This window comes from Metabacillus crassostreae (assembly GCF_016908395.1).
GTDB lineage: Bacteria > Bacillota > Bacilli > Bacillales > Bacillaceae > Metabacillus > Metabacillus crassostreae.
In genome coordinates, this window is sequence record NZ_JAFBDU010000002.1 from 394,172 (window position 1) to 411,519 (window position 17,348).

General features: G+C 33.8%; 10 protein-coding genes. 2 read left to right on the plus strand and 8 right to left on the minus strand.

What is annotated here, in order from left to right:
• Window positions 1–60: 60 nt before the first annotated feature.
• From JOC75_RS09575 to JOC75_RS09605, 7 genes are all read right to left on the minus strand, one after another.
• On the minus strand, window positions 61–975 hold the full coding sequence (locus JOC75_RS09575) for a carbohydrate ABC transporter permease (RefSeq protein WP_204953833.1): 915 nt from the start codon (window positions 973–975) through the stop codon (window positions 61–63).
• A gap of 15 nt (window positions 976–990) precedes the next feature.
• Window positions 991–1,953, minus strand: a complete 963-nt coding sequence (locus JOC75_RS09580) for an ABC transporter permease (RefSeq protein ID WP_338036577.1) — start codon at window positions 1,951–1,953, stop codon at window positions 991–993.
• Between the two features lie 311 nt (window positions 1,954–2,264).
• Window positions 2,265–3,812 (minus strand): response regulator transcription factor, encoded by a 1,548-nt coding sequence (locus JOC75_RS09585; protein WP_204953835.1) that lies wholly within the window; start codon window positions 3,810–3,812, stop codon window positions 2,265–2,267.
• Entirely contained in the window at window positions 3,805–5,592 is a 1,788-nt protein-coding gene (locus tag JOC75_RS09590; protein ID WP_204953836.1) for a sensor histidine kinase, read from the minus strand. The genes JOC75_RS09585 and JOC75_RS09590 overlap by 8 nt, the downstream gene beginning before the upstream one ends.
• A 122-nt stretch (window positions 5,593–5,714) precedes the next feature.
• Window positions 5,715–7,748, minus strand: coding sequence for a beta-galactosidase (locus JOC75_RS09595; protein ID WP_204953837.1), 2,034 nt, complete (start codon window positions 7,746–7,748; stop codon window positions 5,715–5,717).
• A 26-nt stretch (window positions 7,749–7,774) separates the two neighbouring features.
• The gene (locus tag JOC75_RS09600; RefSeq protein ID WP_204953838.1) at window positions 7,775–10,123 is read right to left on the minus strand and encodes a glycoside hydrolase family 95 protein; all 2,349 of its coding nucleotides are present in this window, start codon (window positions 10,121–10,123) and stop codon (window positions 7,775–7,777) included.
• Between the two features lie 255 nt (window positions 10,124–10,378).
• The gene (locus JOC75_RS09605) at window positions 10,379–13,222 is read right to left on the minus strand and encodes a glycoside hydrolase family 3 protein (protein ID WP_204953839.1); all 2,844 of its coding nucleotides are present in this window, start codon (window positions 13,220–13,222) and stop codon (window positions 10,379–10,381) included.
• Between the two features lie 485 nt (window positions 13,223–13,707).
• On the opposite strand from JOC75_RS09605, the gene JOC75_RS09610 reads away from it, so the two are divergent.
• Window positions 13,708–14,388: a YesL family protein gene (locus tag JOC75_RS09610; protein WP_204953840.1), complete on the plus strand. Its 681-nt coding sequence runs from the start codon at window positions 13,708–13,710 to the stop codon at window positions 14,386–14,388.
• A 101-nt stretch (window positions 14,389–14,489) separates the two neighbouring features.
• Here the strand turns inward: JOC75_RS09610 and JOC75_RS24235 are convergent, their stop codons facing one another.
• Entirely contained in the window at window positions 14,490–14,621 is a 132-nt protein-coding gene (locus JOC75_RS24235) for a hypothetical protein (protein ID WP_275580288.1), read from the minus strand.
• Window positions 14,622–14,875: 254 nt separating this feature from the next.
• On the opposite strand from JOC75_RS24235, the gene JOC75_RS09615 reads away from it, so the two are divergent.
• Window positions 14,876–17,014: a cellulase family glycosylhydrolase gene (locus tag JOC75_RS09615; protein WP_204953841.1), complete on the plus strand. Its 2,139-nt coding sequence runs from the start codon at window positions 14,876–14,878 to the stop codon at window positions 17,012–17,014.
• Window positions 17,015–17,348 lie beyond the last annotated feature (334 nt).

A 17,348-nucleotide genomic window follows, 5' to 3' on the forward strand; every position in this document is an offset into this window, starting at 1 on the left:
ATCTCCCACCTAGTTAGTTGGATCACCTCCTACAATTTTAATAAATGTGACCACAACTAATTAACTTTTAACAGCTCCAAGTGTCATTCCTTGAACAAAATATTTTTGAACAAATGGATAGACGACTAAAATTGGAACAATCGTTACAACTGATATAGCCATTTTAATTGATTCGGGAGAAACAAAGGTTTTTAATTGGTCTGCTGTCATTCCCTTCATTGCATTTGGATCTGTACTACCCACTGATGTATTTTGCAGAATTTTCATTAACTCATATTGTAGTGTTGTTAAATTTTCGTTCATGCTGTTATATAAATAGGTATCAAACCAAGAATTCCAGTGCATAACAGCAACAAAAAGTGCAATCGTCGCGAGAACTGGTTTACATAGAGGCATGATAATTTTCCAAAAAATCATAAAGTCATTTGCTCCATCAATTTTCGCTGACTCTTGGAGTGCATATGGAATTCCATCAATAAACGAACGTACAATAATAATATTAAACGCATTTACAAGGCCTGGAAGAATGTAAACCATATAGCTATTTATTAATCCCAAATCTCTTATTAACATGTATCCAGGAATTAATCCACCTGAGAAATACATAGTTAGTACAATGATCGTTGAGAATAATTTCCGACCTTGAAAATCAGCTCTACTAAGCGTGTATGCTACCATTGCTGACGAGATAACACCTAGGATTGTTCCAATAATGGTTCGGGTAGTCGAGTTTATAAAACCTGTGATCAGGTTATCATATTTGAATATTTCTATATAATTGTCTAACGTAAATGATCTTGGCCAAATATGAATACCACCTCTTACTGTATCAATAGATTCATTGAATGAAATGGCTAATACGTTTAAAAAGGGATACAGAGTAACGATCGAGATAAGGATTAAATAAATATAGATAAACCAATCAAATAGGCGATCTGTTCCATTTGTTTTACTAAGTGACTTGTTTCTTCGCATTTTTATCAGTCCTCCTTACATTACACTGGAGTTGGAATATTTCTTGAAAATTCCATTTGCCACAAAAAGTAGAATAATACTTACTACTGAATTAAATATGCCAATCGCTGTACCGTATGAGAAACGACCTAACCCAATTCCGTAATTCAATGCATATAAATCTAGTACTTCTGCATAATCAACAACTAAGTTATTTCCGAGTAGCAATTGCTTCTCAAAACCAATGCTTGTTAAGTGTCCAATATTTAAGATTAATAGAACGAGAATGGTTGGTCGTATTCCTGGTAATGTGATATGCCATATCTGCCTTATCCGGCCAGCACCGTCTACCTTAGCGGCTTCATAGAGCTGTGAATCAATGCCTGACATAGCTGCAAGGAAAATGATTGCATTCCATCCCATCTCTTTCCAAATATCAGATGCTACAACAATTCCCCAGAAATATGATCCTTCTGCCATGAATTGGAAGGGTTTGTCTACTACACCCATTCCTACTAACAAATCATTGATTACTCCACCGTCTGTTGAGAGCATTTTTGTCACGATACCGGCAACGACAACCCAAGATACAAAATGGGGTAGATATGTTATTGTCTGAACTGTTCGTTTAAACAAATTTACTCGCACTTCATTTAAGAGGACAGCAAAAATAATTGGCATCACAAAACCGATGGTTAGTCCAAGAAGACTCATCGCTAATGTATTTCTTAGTGCCCGATAAAACCGATCATCTGAAAATAATTCAATAAAATGCTCAAATCCAACCCATTCTTGCTGAAAAAGGGATAGACCCGGCTTATAATTTTGAAATGCCATTGTCCATCCCCATAATGGGAGATAATTAAAAACAATGACTAAGATGACAAAAGGAACAGCCATCATATATAAGTATTTTTGTTGAACTAAGGTTTTCCAAAAGCTTCTTTTCTGAGTTTGAATAATTACAGCTTCTTTTTTACTGCTAGTAACTGTTTTAATGATGATCCCCCCTTCTTACTTATAAGCTAATGATAGCGCATACATAAGATATAAAATACCTAATAAATTAACACAAAAATCATATAAATTTTTCATATATTAGATCTTTCATCAAGGCTGTTTTCTAAAAGGATTGTTGCTAATTAACCTAATTTCCTTTTAGTAACAATGTTTCAACATATATAAGGTACTATTCAAAGAAGAAAAGACCACTAGACTTTATACAGTTCCTTTGACTAAAAGCAACAAAGTTTACGAAAACAACGCTAATCATCATGCATAAAAAACGTACAACGAAAAAATCGTGTACGTTAAGGTGTTTTTCTTCTGAACTTACTTGGAGACATACCAACATATTTTTTAAATTTATTATGAAAATAATCGACATTAGAATAGCCAACCTTTTCTGCTACCTGATAAACCTTCATACCATCAGTTAATAATTTTTTTGCATTTTCCATACGGACCTTATCTAGATAAGTATTAAAATATTCGCCAGTATGATTTTTGAAAATTTTCCCTAAATATGCACTATTATAATCAAATATCTTTGCTAGAGTCTCTAACTTTAATGTTTCATGATAGTTGCGATGGATAAAATCCACAAGCTTTACTAATTGACCTTCTTGGTCACCAATATTTTGACTTGATATTACTTTTAAAAGTAAGTCATAAATATAATCTAATAGTACACCTATAGAAGTCTTGTCATTTATTTTATGAAGATCTGCTGTTATATCTGAGACCGTCTCACTTAGCTCTTGTTTATTCACTAAGCATTTATTAAGTACCATTGATAGTAAGCGAATAAAACTTGTTTTTATTTGCTCCTCCGAATAGTTTCTATCAATCATTGTTTGAGCAGCTTCCATTAAAACACTCTTAAGTGCCTGATCATTAAATGCCTCAAGAGCAAAATATATCCTTTCAGTAAAAGAATGGATTGAAAACTCATGTGATTGTGTTTCATAGTTTGGTAGATTGTTAGGGATAAGAAATCGCTCTGAATCTGATCTAAGAAATTTAGAATCTTTATAATAAAATTGATCATCAAGTATCTTTTTGGTTTTCCTAAATTCATTACCTAACTCACTAATTACTGTAAAAACTTTACTTACAGACATCACGATATTAATATTCTTCACATGATTTTTTACTAAATCATACAACTCGTTATAATGAACAAGGTTAGGTCTTATGTCTTTTAATACAATACAAAGATATTGGTCTCTACTGAACAAATATCCCCAAGTTTCTTCAATTTCTTGTGATAAGAGTAATCTAATCTCTTCAAGATCTAAATTTGTATGATCTAAAAATTTCATCAGCACTAACTGATAATTATTTGCTTGTAAATCTAGTTTAATTATATCTTCATTTAAATTATGAACTGTGTCATTTTCACAAGTTTCAATCATTTCCTTAAAGAAGGCATGTCTATCTTCTTGCAAGCTTTTATCTTTTTGTTCGTTAAAAGTTTGTTTTTGATCTAGATTTTTCTTGATTCCTTTTACATATCGAATCAATTCATCTTCTTCAACTGGTTTTAATAAATAACCAGTCACATTTTGCCTGATTGCCTTTTGTGCATAGGAAAAATCGGCATAACCACTTAACACAAGGAATTGTACATGATCATCATCTTGTCTAATGGTTTCAATAAGTGTTATACCATCCATTCTCGGCATTCGAATATCCGCAAGTATTAAATGAATTTCATTTTTCTTATATTTTTCCCAACCCTCTTGACCATCTTTTGCTGTATCTACTATCTGGTAACCCAAATCTTCCCAAGGAATTAATGTTCTTAAACCTTCTCGAATCATCGGTTCATCATCAATAATTAATACGTTATACATGTTCACTCCCCCTTACTGGTATGACAAATGCAACCTCTGTCCCAATATTAGGTTGGCTTTTTATTGTTAAGCCACTTTGTTTCCCAAACGTAAGTATAAGTCTTTGATGAACATTGACTAACCCAATTCTATTTGCTCTATTATCTTCTATATTTTCTAATGCATTATTTATGGATCGTAACTTTTCCTCAGCAATGCCATTTCCATTATCAGACACGCACACATGTAATTCATCATCAATAACCTTTGTTATAATTTCTACTCGTCCCTCAAGTGATTTATCTTCGAGACCATGAAGAACACTATTTTCTACAAGAGGTTGAATGATAAGAGGATGAATATAAATCCCCTCAGACAAAGGATCAATAGTTAATGAGTAAGATAAACGATTACCATAACGGAATTTTTGAATTTCTAAATAACACGTAACCAATTCAATTTCACTTTGTAGCGTGACCATTTCACCTGTAACCGAAATGCTTTTTCTCATCAATTTCCCTAGCAACTTAACAACACCTGCGATTTCTTTTTCACCCTTCATATGAGCTTTCATTCTGATAGATTCTAACGCATTAAAAAGAAAATGCGGGTTAATTTGACTCGCCATCATTTTCAACTTAATTTCCTGTTGACGCTTTTCAAGGATATTATTTCTTCTGTGAGCCTTATCTACTTCGTCTATTAACTCTTTAATATTTTTAACCATGTAATTTAATTGATAAGATAATAGTCCGATCTCATCCTCCCCATCAACTTGTATGTATACGTTTAAATTTCCTTCAGACACAATATCAATCTGTTCCCCTAATTTAAGAATTCTTTTTGATAGAAGTTTTGAGAAAAAAGAGATTAATAGGATCGCAATAATTAAACTAATGACAATGACAATCAATCCTAGACCGAGAAATTTATTCGCATCCTCCATAATAACTTTCTGAGGTATAACAGAGACAAATCTAAGTTTATTTGAACTAATTTCAGGCAATAAAATGTCAACTAGAACCTCAGATTCCTCTCCATCAACCATCCCAGTAATAGAACCTGACCATTCATTAGGAGGGAGATCAATATTTACAACTTCATTTAACTTTTTGCCAATAAATTCTTTACGGTTTGAAACAGCAATATAGTTATTATCATCGATAATCATAACCGGTGTTCGTTCTTGACTGAGCATATCGTATAGGTGATTATTGTTCACATTAATTACTAAAAGAGCATTGAGTTTATAATCGGTATAATTTATATTTCTAACTAGACTTAAGTATTTTTCATTATATTTAGTTTCATCTTGTATATAATACCAGCCTATCAATCCATTAGTATTTTTGGCTGAGTGATACCAAAATTTATCTTCTATAAATATCTCCGGAATAAATCTCCAATTATTTAACATTGTTTCATTCTTTGTGTAAACACGTATATTTGAAATTTCACTAAATGTATCAAGATACTCTTCAAATTTATGATAGCTATTATATGTAGAAACAACTTCTTGAATCGTTTTATATTCCGTATTTAGGATTTCTTTAAGTTCATGATCTAATGTTAAATTATTTGATACATATATCGCCTTCTCTAACGTCTCGGCAGTACGCTTTTTTACTCTTTCTAAATCAGAAGATACTTGCTCTTTTGCATCGGTGAGGGCATTTGATCTTAATTCATGGGTTAAAAAGCTTCCAACTATTAACAGTGGAATAATAACGGCTATTACAAAGGAAAATACTAGCTTTGAATGAAGCTTCATATTATTAAAATAATTTTTTATACGATTCATAAAATACCACCGCCAAGATCCACAATGTAAACGCTTTAATTTTTGTTTGTCATTTAATATTTAGGAATAACGATAACAAGATTGGGAGATAAAGAGGCTGTAAAAAGTTAGCCTCTTTATAGTCAGTTCCTCTGCTCGATAATTGCTACATCATAAGAAGCTAATTCAATTGTTTGAATAACCTCTTCTCCGGTTAACAAATTTAAACCAGTTACAGAAGGAAGTTCAATATGAACAGCATCACTATTATGATTTAAAACAAATACGTAGGTTTTATCGCCTTTTATACGTTTTGTTATTTCAACACCAGGCTCATTCCCTGAGAAATCATTTCTTATTTCTTTTTCGTTAATCATTTCGTTTATTAGTCCTTGTAAAAAAGCATCATCAGGACTTGATGCAACATACCATGCTTGCCCTTTACCAAAATTATTCTTCGTTACAACTGGTCGGCCCTGATAAAAATCCTCTCCATAGGTGGCAATGACCTCTGCACCCTCTGAGTGAATAAGATCGAATAATAAAGAGCAAGTATACAATTCCTTTAAAAGTCCATATTCTTTTTTCATGACAATTGTATTTGTATGCTCTGGAGCAAGTGCATCGATTTCCTCTGACCATATTCCAAGTACATGACGCAATTCACCAGGATAACCGCCCAAAGTGACCAGATCATTTTCATCCACAATTCCGCTAAGGAAAGTGGTTAAAAATGTACCACCTTTTTCTACAAAATCTTCAATCTTCTTTGAATATCCTGGCTTAACCATGTATAAAACAGGGGCGATTACAACTTCATACTGACTTAGATCCTCTTCAACACCGATCATATCTACCTGAATATTTTGATCAAACAAGGCCTTATAGTATTTATGAACTTCATCTACATATTTCAAAGATATGGATGGACCTGACGAGTATTCAACCGCCCACCAGTTATCCCAATCAAACACAATCGCTACTTTTGATTGCACTCTTGAATTTAATAGAGTATCAGATAATTGGTCAAGTTCTTCTCCAAGCTCCGCTACTTCTTTGAAAACTCTTGTATGTTCATGGCCAACATGATCAATAACCGCACCATGGAATTTTTCACACGCTCCCCTTGAACGTCTCATTTGAAAAAACAATACTGTATCAGCGCCATGGGCAACTGCTTGATAGCTCCACAAACGCATGACACCAGGACGTTTTAAGGCATTATATGGCTGCCAATTTTGCTGACTTGGTGTTTGCTCCATTAACATAAACGGTTCTCCATTTTTCAAACCTCGCATCAAGTCATGCATCATCGCTGTATAGCTAGTAGGTGTTTCAATAGAAGGATAATTATCCCATGCGATGACATCCATATATGGGGCCCACTTTTGATAGTCTAGTGGTTTATAAGCACCCATTATATTTGTTGTTACAATTGTATCTGGTATAGATTTCTTAATGATATCATACTCCATTTTATGGCATTGTAACATACTATCAGAATTAAACCGTGCATAATCTAATGAAATTCCTTGGAACATTGTGTGTCTTTCACCAAAATGCTCACTAAGAAGGTTTGGTGTGACAATCTCGTCCCAATCATAAAACGTATGTCCCCAAAACGTTGTATTCCAAGCTTTATTCACATGATCTAATGTACGGTATTTTTCTTTAAGCCAAACACGGAAGGCTTTCTCACAATTTTCACAATAGCAAGCGCCACCCCATTCATTTGAAATATTCCAAAGAAGTACAGCAGGGTGCTTTTGATAGCGTTCAACAAGTTTCTTCACAAATAATGAAGCATATTTTTGATAGGTAAGACTATTTGGACATGAATTATGTCTTCCTCCAAATTTCCGTTTCTTTCCGTCAAATTCAGTACGAAGAATATCAGGATACTTCTTTGCAAGCCATGCTGGATGAGCAGCTGTACCTGTTCCAATTCCAACTTTGATTCCATTTTCATATAACGTATCAATTACTAAATCTAGCCATTGAAAATCATAAGAAACTTCATCCTTCTGAGACTTTGCCCATGCAAAAATATTCACTCGGACAAAATCAATTTTTGCGCTTTTAAACATTCTCATATCTTCATTCATCGTTTCACGGTCATATTGTTCTGGATTATAATCTCCACCATAAATCATTTTCGGTATTTTTGTACTAATCATTCTATTTCCTCCTATTCACTTTTATTTTATTCATCAACTAATGAAACTTTTATTTTTGAATTACTTTCTACTTTTACTTGATTTGTCGTAACAAAGGTTACTTCTTGCGTTTCAATCTTTAATAATTTATTTTTATAGGAAACCCTTACATTGTTTTGTTTAGTAGACATTATTTCAGCTATTTTTAGTTTCCCATCAGCCCATTCAATATTTACTTCAAACCCTCCTCTTGCTTTTAATCCGCTTACCCTGCCATTTTTCCAAGCAGCAGGTAATGCAGGTAGTAATTCAATTTCACCTAAATGGCTTTGAACCAACATTTCAGCCATTCCAGATGTCCCACCAAAATTACCATCAATTTGGAAAGGTGGATGATCACCAAATAAATTAGGATGAGTTGATCGTGCTAATAGAGTTTGCAAATAGAAATGTGCATTATGTTCATCCTGAAGGCGAGCAAATAAATTGATGAGCCATGCACAGCTCCAACCTGTGTGTCCTCCACCATGTTCTAAGCGATATGTTAAGGAATTTCTTGCAGCTTCAACTAAGTTTGGAGTTTGATTGCTATTAATTTGATTGCCTGGGTAAAGTCCATATAAATGTGATACATGTCGATGACCAGGTTCATGCTCCGCGAAATTCTCTATCCATTCTTGCAATCGTCCATCTTTGTTTATTTTGAATGGTACTAAACGTTCTATAGCACCTGACAGTTCTTCAAGGAAGTCATCTTCAATAGTTAATTGTTTGCAACTCTGTATGCAATTTTGAAATAACTCTTTAATTAACGTCATATCCATTGTGGAAGCATAAGATACAGCTGTTGGTTGATCATCATCGGTGAGAAATTTATTTTCCGGTGATGTGGAAGGGTTTGTTACTAGATATCCATCAGGTCCTTCTATTAACCAATCCAAGCAAAATTGAGCAGCATCTTTCATTAATGGATAAGCTTTTTCTTCTAAGAATGCATGATCGAGTGTAAACAGATAATGCTCCCATAAATGACTTGCCAGCCATACTCCTGCCATTGGCCAAAAAGCCCAAGAAGCCTGACCTGAAGATGGTGTAGACATCCTCCATAAATCAACATTATGGTGAATGGCAAAGCCTCTCGCACCATATAATTCTTTTGCAGTACTTTTACCTGTAATGCTCAAATCTTCTATTAAATCAAAAAGAGGATCGTGGCATTCTGTTAAGTTACAAACTTCTGCTATCCAATAATTCATTTCCGTATTTATATTCGTTGTATAATCACTATTCCATGGAGGCTGAATAAACGGATTCCAAATTCCTTGAAGATTTGCTGCCTGAGTGCCAGGTCTTGATGAGGAAATTAATAAATAACGACCATATTGAAAATACAATGCTTCAAGTGAAAAATCATCTTGTCTGTTTTTATAGTTTTCTAGCCTTTCATTTGTAGGAAGTTCTTCATAGTCTGGCTCAGTATCTAATGAGAGAGAAACTCGATTAAACAAACTCTGGTAATCATTAATATGGAAATTTTTTAATTTTTCATATCCCTTATTTTTTGCGTTGAAAAGGATATTCTGGCATAGAGTTTCAATAGATGATAAATCCGATTGTGGCACCTCATTAAAGTTTGTAAAATTCGTTTTCGCTGTTAGTAGTAACATCACTTCATTTTCACCGGATATCTCAAGAGCCCCATCTGAAATAGACCATTCACCATTTTGCGACTGCCCTTGTATATGAACTTGAAATTTTAAGCCACGATGATCATCATATAAGATTTCACCAGGATTTTTTACGGAAATAGGACTTTTCCCACTCAAAATGAGAGACTTATCTTTCCCTTCTTTAATCACATGAGGATGTAATGAATTCAGGTGAATTTTTAAACGAATAGGAAAGGATTCTTGACCCAAGGCCTTTAACCTTACTACTAGAACCTGGTCTGGGTGACTAACAAAGGTTTCTCTTCTATAGGCAACACCACTTATCTTATATTCCGTTCGTGCAACAGCTGTTTGTAAATCTAGTTCACGCCGGAAATTTTTCACATCTCCTTCGTTTATATGTTCAATAATTACATCACCTAGAGGCTGATAAGCTTCACAATCTTCTCCAACCATCTTCTTTTCTATTAGCTGTTCAGCTTCAACATTTTTCCCTTTAAAGATAAGCTCTCTTGCTTTTTCTAAAGTATGTTTAGCCTCTTTATTGATTTTTTGACCTGGTTCCCCTGACCACAATGTATCTTCATTCAATTGAATTTTTTCATACTTTGCATCTCCAAAAATCATTGCTCCTAATCGACCATTTCCTAAAGGCAGTGCTTCCTCCCACTTTGCTGCAGGAACTTTATACCATAATTTCAAATCCTTTTTATTAGGATTCCCCATCATTTCACCCCATTTTTCCAAAGGCTCTTTTCTGAAAGATTATTGCTAATTGATCTCAATCTACTAGCAATAGTGTTTTTTTTCTCATAAAAGGAACGATTCTAGAAGAAAAGATGCCACTAGACTTATATAGTGTTGTTTACTTCAGTGCTAAAAAACAACGTAGTTTACGATAATAGCTCTTCGAAAAAAAGGTCAGTTAGCACCAACTGCCAGCCTGACCTTTTCAAGTTATACAAAACACCCTTACTATGACTACGCAATGAAACGGAAATAACTTATTAATACTTCACCCTTACAAACAAAATAAACCTTAGTATGTTCAATAGATTCTTTGAGTTGAACAGCTCCCGTTACGGTATGCCAATTTTGTCTGTCTCCTGTATTACTAACAACAATTTCACCGATTTTTCCCCCTTGAGGATGTTCAAGATGGATATCAATCTTAGTTTGTTCTGAGTTATTTGATACACGAGCTTCAATAGATTGTATGCCTTTACTAAAATCTACATCGCTGTACATCATCCAAGATCCGTCTTTTGTTTGAACTGAATGCCCACCTTCTTTGCACTCGTTGATCACTATATCCTGATAATCATCATAGTTTTCTGCTTGTGTATTGATATACAAATTACGTGGAGGAATAACCTCACCATTAACCTTAAGTGTTTCTTGTAACTGGATATCCGCTGATGATTGACCAATCATCAACACATATTCTCCAGTTTCAACACAATACTTATCTCTAGTAACATCCCAAACTGCTAATTCACTTGCTTTTACTTCCAGTTCTACTTCTTTTGTTTCTCCTGCTTCAATAAAGATTCGTTTAAAGCCAATTAGTTGTTTATGTGGTCTTTTGAATCGAGATTGTAATGAACGGAAGTATAGCTGGACAACCTCATCACCTGCATATGTGCTATTGTTTTTCAGCTTTACTGTTACAGTTATCTCATCATGCTCATTAATTTCATTTTCACTAACTCTAAAATCGCTATATTCAAAATTGGCATAAGATTTCCCGTGACCAAATGGGTATAATTCTTCACCTTCAAAATACATATACGTTCGTTTGCCTTTAATAATATCGTAGTCAAATATATTAGGTAATTGATCTACAGAGCGGTACCATGTCATATTTAAACGACCGGCAGGATTATAGTCTCCAAATAAAACATCACTTATCGCATTTCCTAACTCTTGACCTGCATGTGAGGTATAGATAATGCCAGGAATATTCTCATCTACCCAATTAATTGCAAATGGATAGCTTCCAATAACGACTACAATTGTATTTGGATTCACTTTATATACTTCTTTAATAAGTTGTTCCTGTGCTTCAGCTAAAGAAATATCTGGGCGATCCATTTCTTCCTTGCCATTAACAACAGGATTATTTCCGACAAATACAATGGCTACATCAGATTCCTTTGCCGCTTTAATGGCTTCTTCCATTCCATTTTCAATTATTTCTTTTTCAAGTAAAACAGAATTAGTAACATCTGTGTCTTCAGATATCTTTAGATTTCCATCTTCGTCTTCAACAACTGCTTGATTATTCCAAGTTGATAGTTTAAATTTGTTTTGGCCTTCTGGTTGTAAGTGGAGAACTTCTTTTACAAACCACCCATATATTTCATCAGCAGAAGCCGCTATGGTTTTATCATCTGCACTTGTTACGTACTTACCATTATCTAGTGAACGGACTGTATGACTTCCCCATCCCCAATCTGAAAGCTCAAACCTTGCTGCATGTTCTTTCTTCAGCTTATTTGCTAGTAGAGGATTATTTTCATCCATTCCTAAACCAATAAATTTACTAGCTTTCCTTAAAATAACCTTATCATTTCCACTATGGAATGTTACCTGTTTACCTTCTAGCTTATTTTTTATACCATCATAAGGTGTAATAGAATATGGGAAATCTCCTGAATACCAATCTCGATAGACAATATTTCCTAACGGTCCTATGACTGATACCTTGTTTAACTTTTCCTTATTTAAAGGCAATATATTGTTTTCATTTTTTAATAGTACAATAGATTCCTTAGCTGCTTGAGATGAAACCTCAGCGTGTTTTGGATCACAAATAATTGATTCAGGTATAGCTGAGTATGGGTTATTTTCAATTGGATCAAATTCTCCTAAACGAAAACGAACCCTGAATGTATTTCGTAATGCTTGATCTAAATCATTTTCATTTATTAAATTCTTTTCTAACGCTTCAAAAATTGCTTTGGTTGTTTCATCAAAATCATCTGTCATGCTGTCAATTCCATTTTTAATTGCATCAGCCACCGATTGAGAATGGTGTTCATAATACTCATGATCACGTACAACTCCTAATAAATCTGCTGCATCACTTACAACAAATCCATTCATTCCCCATTGCTCTTTAACGATTTCCTTTACATAAGGGTGAAGAATAGCTGGCGTACCATTGATAGAATTATATGCTGTCATCATAGAGTTGGCACCACCTTCTTTAAAAGGCAGTTCAAAAGCTTTCAAATAATATTCATACATATTTCTCGGATCAATACTAGCTGAACAGCTTCCACGATCAATTTCATTATTGTTTGCTAAGAAGTGCTTTAATGTTGCGACAGCTTTGAAGAAAAACGGATGGTCACCCTGAATACCTTTAACAAGAGATGATGTTAGCTTCCCTGTTAAATAGGGATCCTCGCCATAAGCTTCTTCCGTTCTTCCCCACCGCGGATCTCTTTCCATATCAACTGTAGGTGCCCATAAAGTTAATCCATTTATCTCTGGATTTTTCTTATAAAAAGCTCTAGCCTCAGTACTTATGACATCTCCAATTTCTTTCATTAATTCCTGATTCCATGTGCAAGCTAATCCGATTGTCTGCGGAAAAGTTGTTGCTTTACCTAACCAAGCCATGCCATGAGCAGCTTCAGTACCTTGTTTATGAGCATTTATTTCCAAGCGTTCAATAGCCGGCTGATATTGACACATTAAATGAACCTTTTCTTCTAATGTGAATCTTGAGGTAAGATCATTAACTCTTGTTTCTAATGGTAGATTGGGATTTTGAAAAGGAAATTTGCAACTCTTTTTTTCGGCTATTTTTTCCATATAATTCTCATCCTCACTATGTATTTATTATTTAATACCTATTTATGAAGCAATTACACAACTCTAATGTAAACGCTCTCTTAACTTTATCATTCTTTCCTTCCCCTTAAACACCCTAATTATTATAGAAATAATCCATTCTAATTTAGAGATAATCAATGACTTTAAATCAGCTTTGACACCTGTAATGTTTCTACTTTATTATGATATAATAGCTCCATTTAATTGGAATTATTATGAAAATAGTTTTTCTATGGCGACCGACACTTTAATCTCTTTATAAAGAGCTGTTTTCGTAAACTTTATTTCTTATAGTCATATGAAGAAAACTGTACTGTATAACGTCTTGTGGATCTTTTCTTCTTAGAATATGACCTTATATATGATAAAAACATTGCTACTAACCAAAAAATTAGGTTAATTAGCAACATTCCTTCAGAAAAGAGTCTTATAAAAAAGCAGAAATAATAGAGGAGTTGAAGTAATTGAATAATTTTCTCGGAAGATTACAACCCGTTTTTGAATGGATTATTAATTTAGCCACACTAAATCTAACATGGCTAGTTTTTATTTTACCTATTGCGTATTTGAGTTTACTTCTAGTTCTTGTTGAAGATTTTAGTCAGATGATGCTGTTACTAATCTCAATTATTGTCTTATCTCCGGCTTTGTTATTTCCAGCTACGACAGCTTTATTTGGAGTTGTTAGGAAATGGTTCATGAAAGAAGATATAAAAATCATTCGTTCCTTTTGGAAGTTTTACAAAGAAAATTATAAACGGAGTTTTTCAGGCGGACTCTTTATCTCTTTTCTATGGCTAATAGGGAGTGTTGACTATCTTTACTTTAAGAATACTTCACCTTTTATAAATTTTTTATTTTTATTCATATTAGCTCTCTTGCTTCTTTATACACTATACTTTTTTTCTGATACTGTTCATACAGAATCTAAACTATCTCAGAGTTTAAAGAACGTACTAATTATCAGCATCACAAACCCAGTATTTTCCTTCGGAATCATCATTCTATGTATTTTTATTATTTATATAAGTTTCACATACTTTCCATTTTTACTCCTACTCTTTACTGGTGTCTTTGTCGCAATCCTTAGTTACTATGGCTATCATAAAATATTTACGACAATAGCGCGTATGAACAACAAATAGACTATCTTTGTTCTTACATTAAGACATTCATGAAAGTTTTTATTTTCATGAATGTCTATTTTTGTGCGCCAACCCGCATTTTCCCGATCATCAAATGCATTTTATCGACCATACTCCTCTTCTTTTCGACCATTCTTCCACTTTTGCGCGTCAACCAGTTTTTTCCCGACTATCAAATGCATTTTATCGACCATACTCCTCTTCTTTTCTACCATTCTTTCATTTTTCCTCATTCTTTTTCTCTCGCTCATGTCCTTCATCGGCTATATGTATCTTTTCAAAAACCTTCATATCTAGGCAAAATTTTTTATTATTAATAATCAAATAATTCTATGAAAATACATCTAATTTTCCATGTATTAACACTTAAATTATTTTGATAACATAAAATTGTAAACGTTTACAATCAATCTATTAAAAAATGAAAAGAGGTGAATAGCTTCTCTTTACCACCTTAATTAATCTACTAAAATTGGAGGCGAGTTAAATGAGATACTTAAAGCTATTATTAACCGTTTTTTTGTTAATTGGATTAACCATCCCTACGATTGGTTTTGCTAAAGAAACAGAAAAGGCAATATCACCAACAGAAACCCCAACCTATGACATTGTTCAATACGCAAATGATATGCAGCCTGGTTGGAACTTAGGAAATACGTTTGATGGCTTTGATACGAATAAGGTTGTGCTTGATGAAACTGCATGGGGAAACCCCGAGGTGACAAAAGACCTTATAACAAAGATTAAGAATCAAGGCTTTAATAGTATCCGAATCCCAATAACATTTGATACTAGATTAGGAGACGCCCCAGACTATACGATTAATCCTGAGTTTCTAAGTAGAGTCGACAAAGTGGTTAAATGGGCACTAGAAGCAGACTTAAAAGTCATGATTAACATTCACCATGATTCATGGAGCTGGGTTGCCAATGGCATGCCTTCAGATCATGAAACTACCTTATTGAAATTCAATTCAATTTGGACACAATTATCTACACACTTTAAAGATTATCCATCAAATTTAATGTTTGAAAGTTTAAATGAACCACAATTTTGGGGAGACGGTGGAGACGTTCAAGGTCAACAATTTTTAAATGAACTCAATGATTCATTTTACGAAATTGTGAGAAATTCGGGAGGAACAAACGAAACTCGTGCACTTGTTATACCTACTTATTATACTAATTTCGAAAACCAGGTACATGTAGATAACCTATATAACTGGATTATTGAAAAAGAAGATCCATATATCATCTCAACTGTTCATTATTATGGGTATTGGCCTTTTAGTGTGAACATTGCTGGAACTTCTACTTTTGATGAACAATCAATAAATCATATTAATGAAAATTTCAATCGGATTTATGACAAGTTTACTTCAAATGGAATTCCTGTAGTTGTTGGAGAGTTTGGCTTGTTAGGATTTGATCAAAATACTGGTACAATTCAACAAGGTGAGAAATTAAAATTTTTCGAGTATATGATTTCTTATGCTGAACAAAAAGGAATCATCCATATACTTTGGGATAATGGACAGCATTTTAACAGATCCACTCTAGAATGGAATGATCCACAATTATATGACATGATGAAAGCAAGCTGGGAAGGTCGTTCTTCAACAGCTGACACTGACTTTGTTTTCATTAAACGAGGTCAAGAAATAACAGACGTTACAAGAACATTCAACTTAAATGGAAACCAATTCGTTTCTCTAAAGAATGGTGCTAAAACTTTAGTTGCCGGAGAAGACTATGTCTTAGAAGGTGACAAGCTCACCCTAAAAGCAAGCTTGCTTTCCCAATTTTCTTCAGATGAATTTGGAGAAACATCCGTATTAACTGCAACATTCAATAAAGGAGCAAATTGGTATTTCACCATTTATAATCATGATACTCCTATTGTGACAGACTCATCAGGCTCGATAAGCGATTTTTCCATACCAATGCAATTTAATGGAAATTTACTAAAAACAATGGAAGCTATATATGTAGATGATAAAAGTGTAGCTGGACCACAGAGCTGGACATCTTATAAAGAATTTGGATATGCGTTTGCTCCAAGTTATGAGGATAATGTAATAATTTTTCCTTATGGAAATGATCGATTCTTCAAAGAAATTGATGAAAAACGTTCCGTAAAACTTACATTCCATTTTTGGAGTGGCGAAAAAGTAGAATACTTAATTGAAAAAGATGGAGACACGGTCGTTGGATCTACTGTAAAACCACCTGGGGAAGATGATAACAGTGATACACCAGTTGATGATGATAACACAAATGACCCAGGGGATGACAATAATCATGATACACCTGATGACGATAATACCAGTGTTCCAGATGAGAATAATACAAATATCCCTAAGAAAAATAATGACCAAAAACTGGGCGATGATAATGCCGGTAATTCTGAGAAAGATGGTAACATCCCCCCTAGTGTAAATGACGATACAGCCAATCAGGATAAAAATAAAGATAATACTAGTGAAGAAGATCTAAAAGGGAAAACCCTCCCGAAAACGGCAACTTCTGATTATAATTCACTAATTATTGGTATTATATTTTTAATTTCGGGCTCCATAATTGCTTATTTTGCAAATAGGAAAAAAGTTCATTATATATCTGATTAGGAGGCGTCAAAAGTTGCCGTCCTTTTCATATCCAGGAAACGTAGCTTGCAATTTACTGTGTTTGAGTTTTATTAATTTTATTTATAGAAGTAATTTCAATTTACTAAAATAGGAAAAACTTCAATCCATTGTGTACTAAGGAATTGAAGCTTCTCTTTCAGTTGATCAGATAGGGAAATCGAACCCCTGAACTCTGACCCTTACCCTATCAAAATTGATGAGAATAAGATGGAATAAACTAATGAAATAAAGTGAAGTAAGTATGGAAACACTCTCTCCTTACAGATTTCATGATGTAATAGGCTGCTTTAAATGTGGGGAGAGAGTGCGTCTT

What these genes read in the sequence shown, in the direction of transcription:
- JOC75_RS09575 (WP_204953833.1), bottom strand. Translation starts at nt 975, where the DNA reads ATGCGAAGAAACAAGTCACTTAGTAAAACAAATGGAACAGATCGCCTA.
- JOC75_RS09585 (WP_204953835.1), bottom strand. Translation starts at nt 3,812, where the DNA reads ATGTATAACGTATTAATTATTGATGATGAACCGATGATTCGAGAAGGT.
- JOC75_RS09590 (WP_204953836.1), bottom strand. Translation starts at nt 5,592, where the DNA reads ATGAATCGTATAAAAAATTATTTTAATAATATGAAGCTTCATTCAAAG.
- JOC75_RS09595 (WP_204953837.1), bottom strand. Translation starts at nt 7,748, where the DNA reads ATGATTAGTACAAAAATACCGAAAATGATTTATGGTGGAGATTATAAT.
- JOC75_RS09600 (WP_204953838.1), bottom strand. Translation starts at nt 10,123, where the DNA reads ATGGGGAATCCTAATAAAAAGGATTTGAAATTATGGTATAAAGTTCCT.
- JOC75_RS09605 (WP_204953839.1), bottom strand. Translation starts at nt 13,222, where the DNA reads ATGGAAAAAATAGCCGAAAAAAAGAGTTGCAAATTTCCTTTTCAAAAT.
- JOC75_RS24235 (WP_275580288.1), bottom strand. Translation starts at nt 14,621, where the DNA reads ATGAGGAAAAATGAAAGAATGGTAGAAAAGAAGAGGAGTATGGTCGAT.
- JOC75_RS09615 (WP_204953841.1), top strand. Translation starts at nt 14,876, where the DNA reads ATGAGATACTTAAAGCTATTATTAACCGTTTTTTTGTTAATTGGATTA.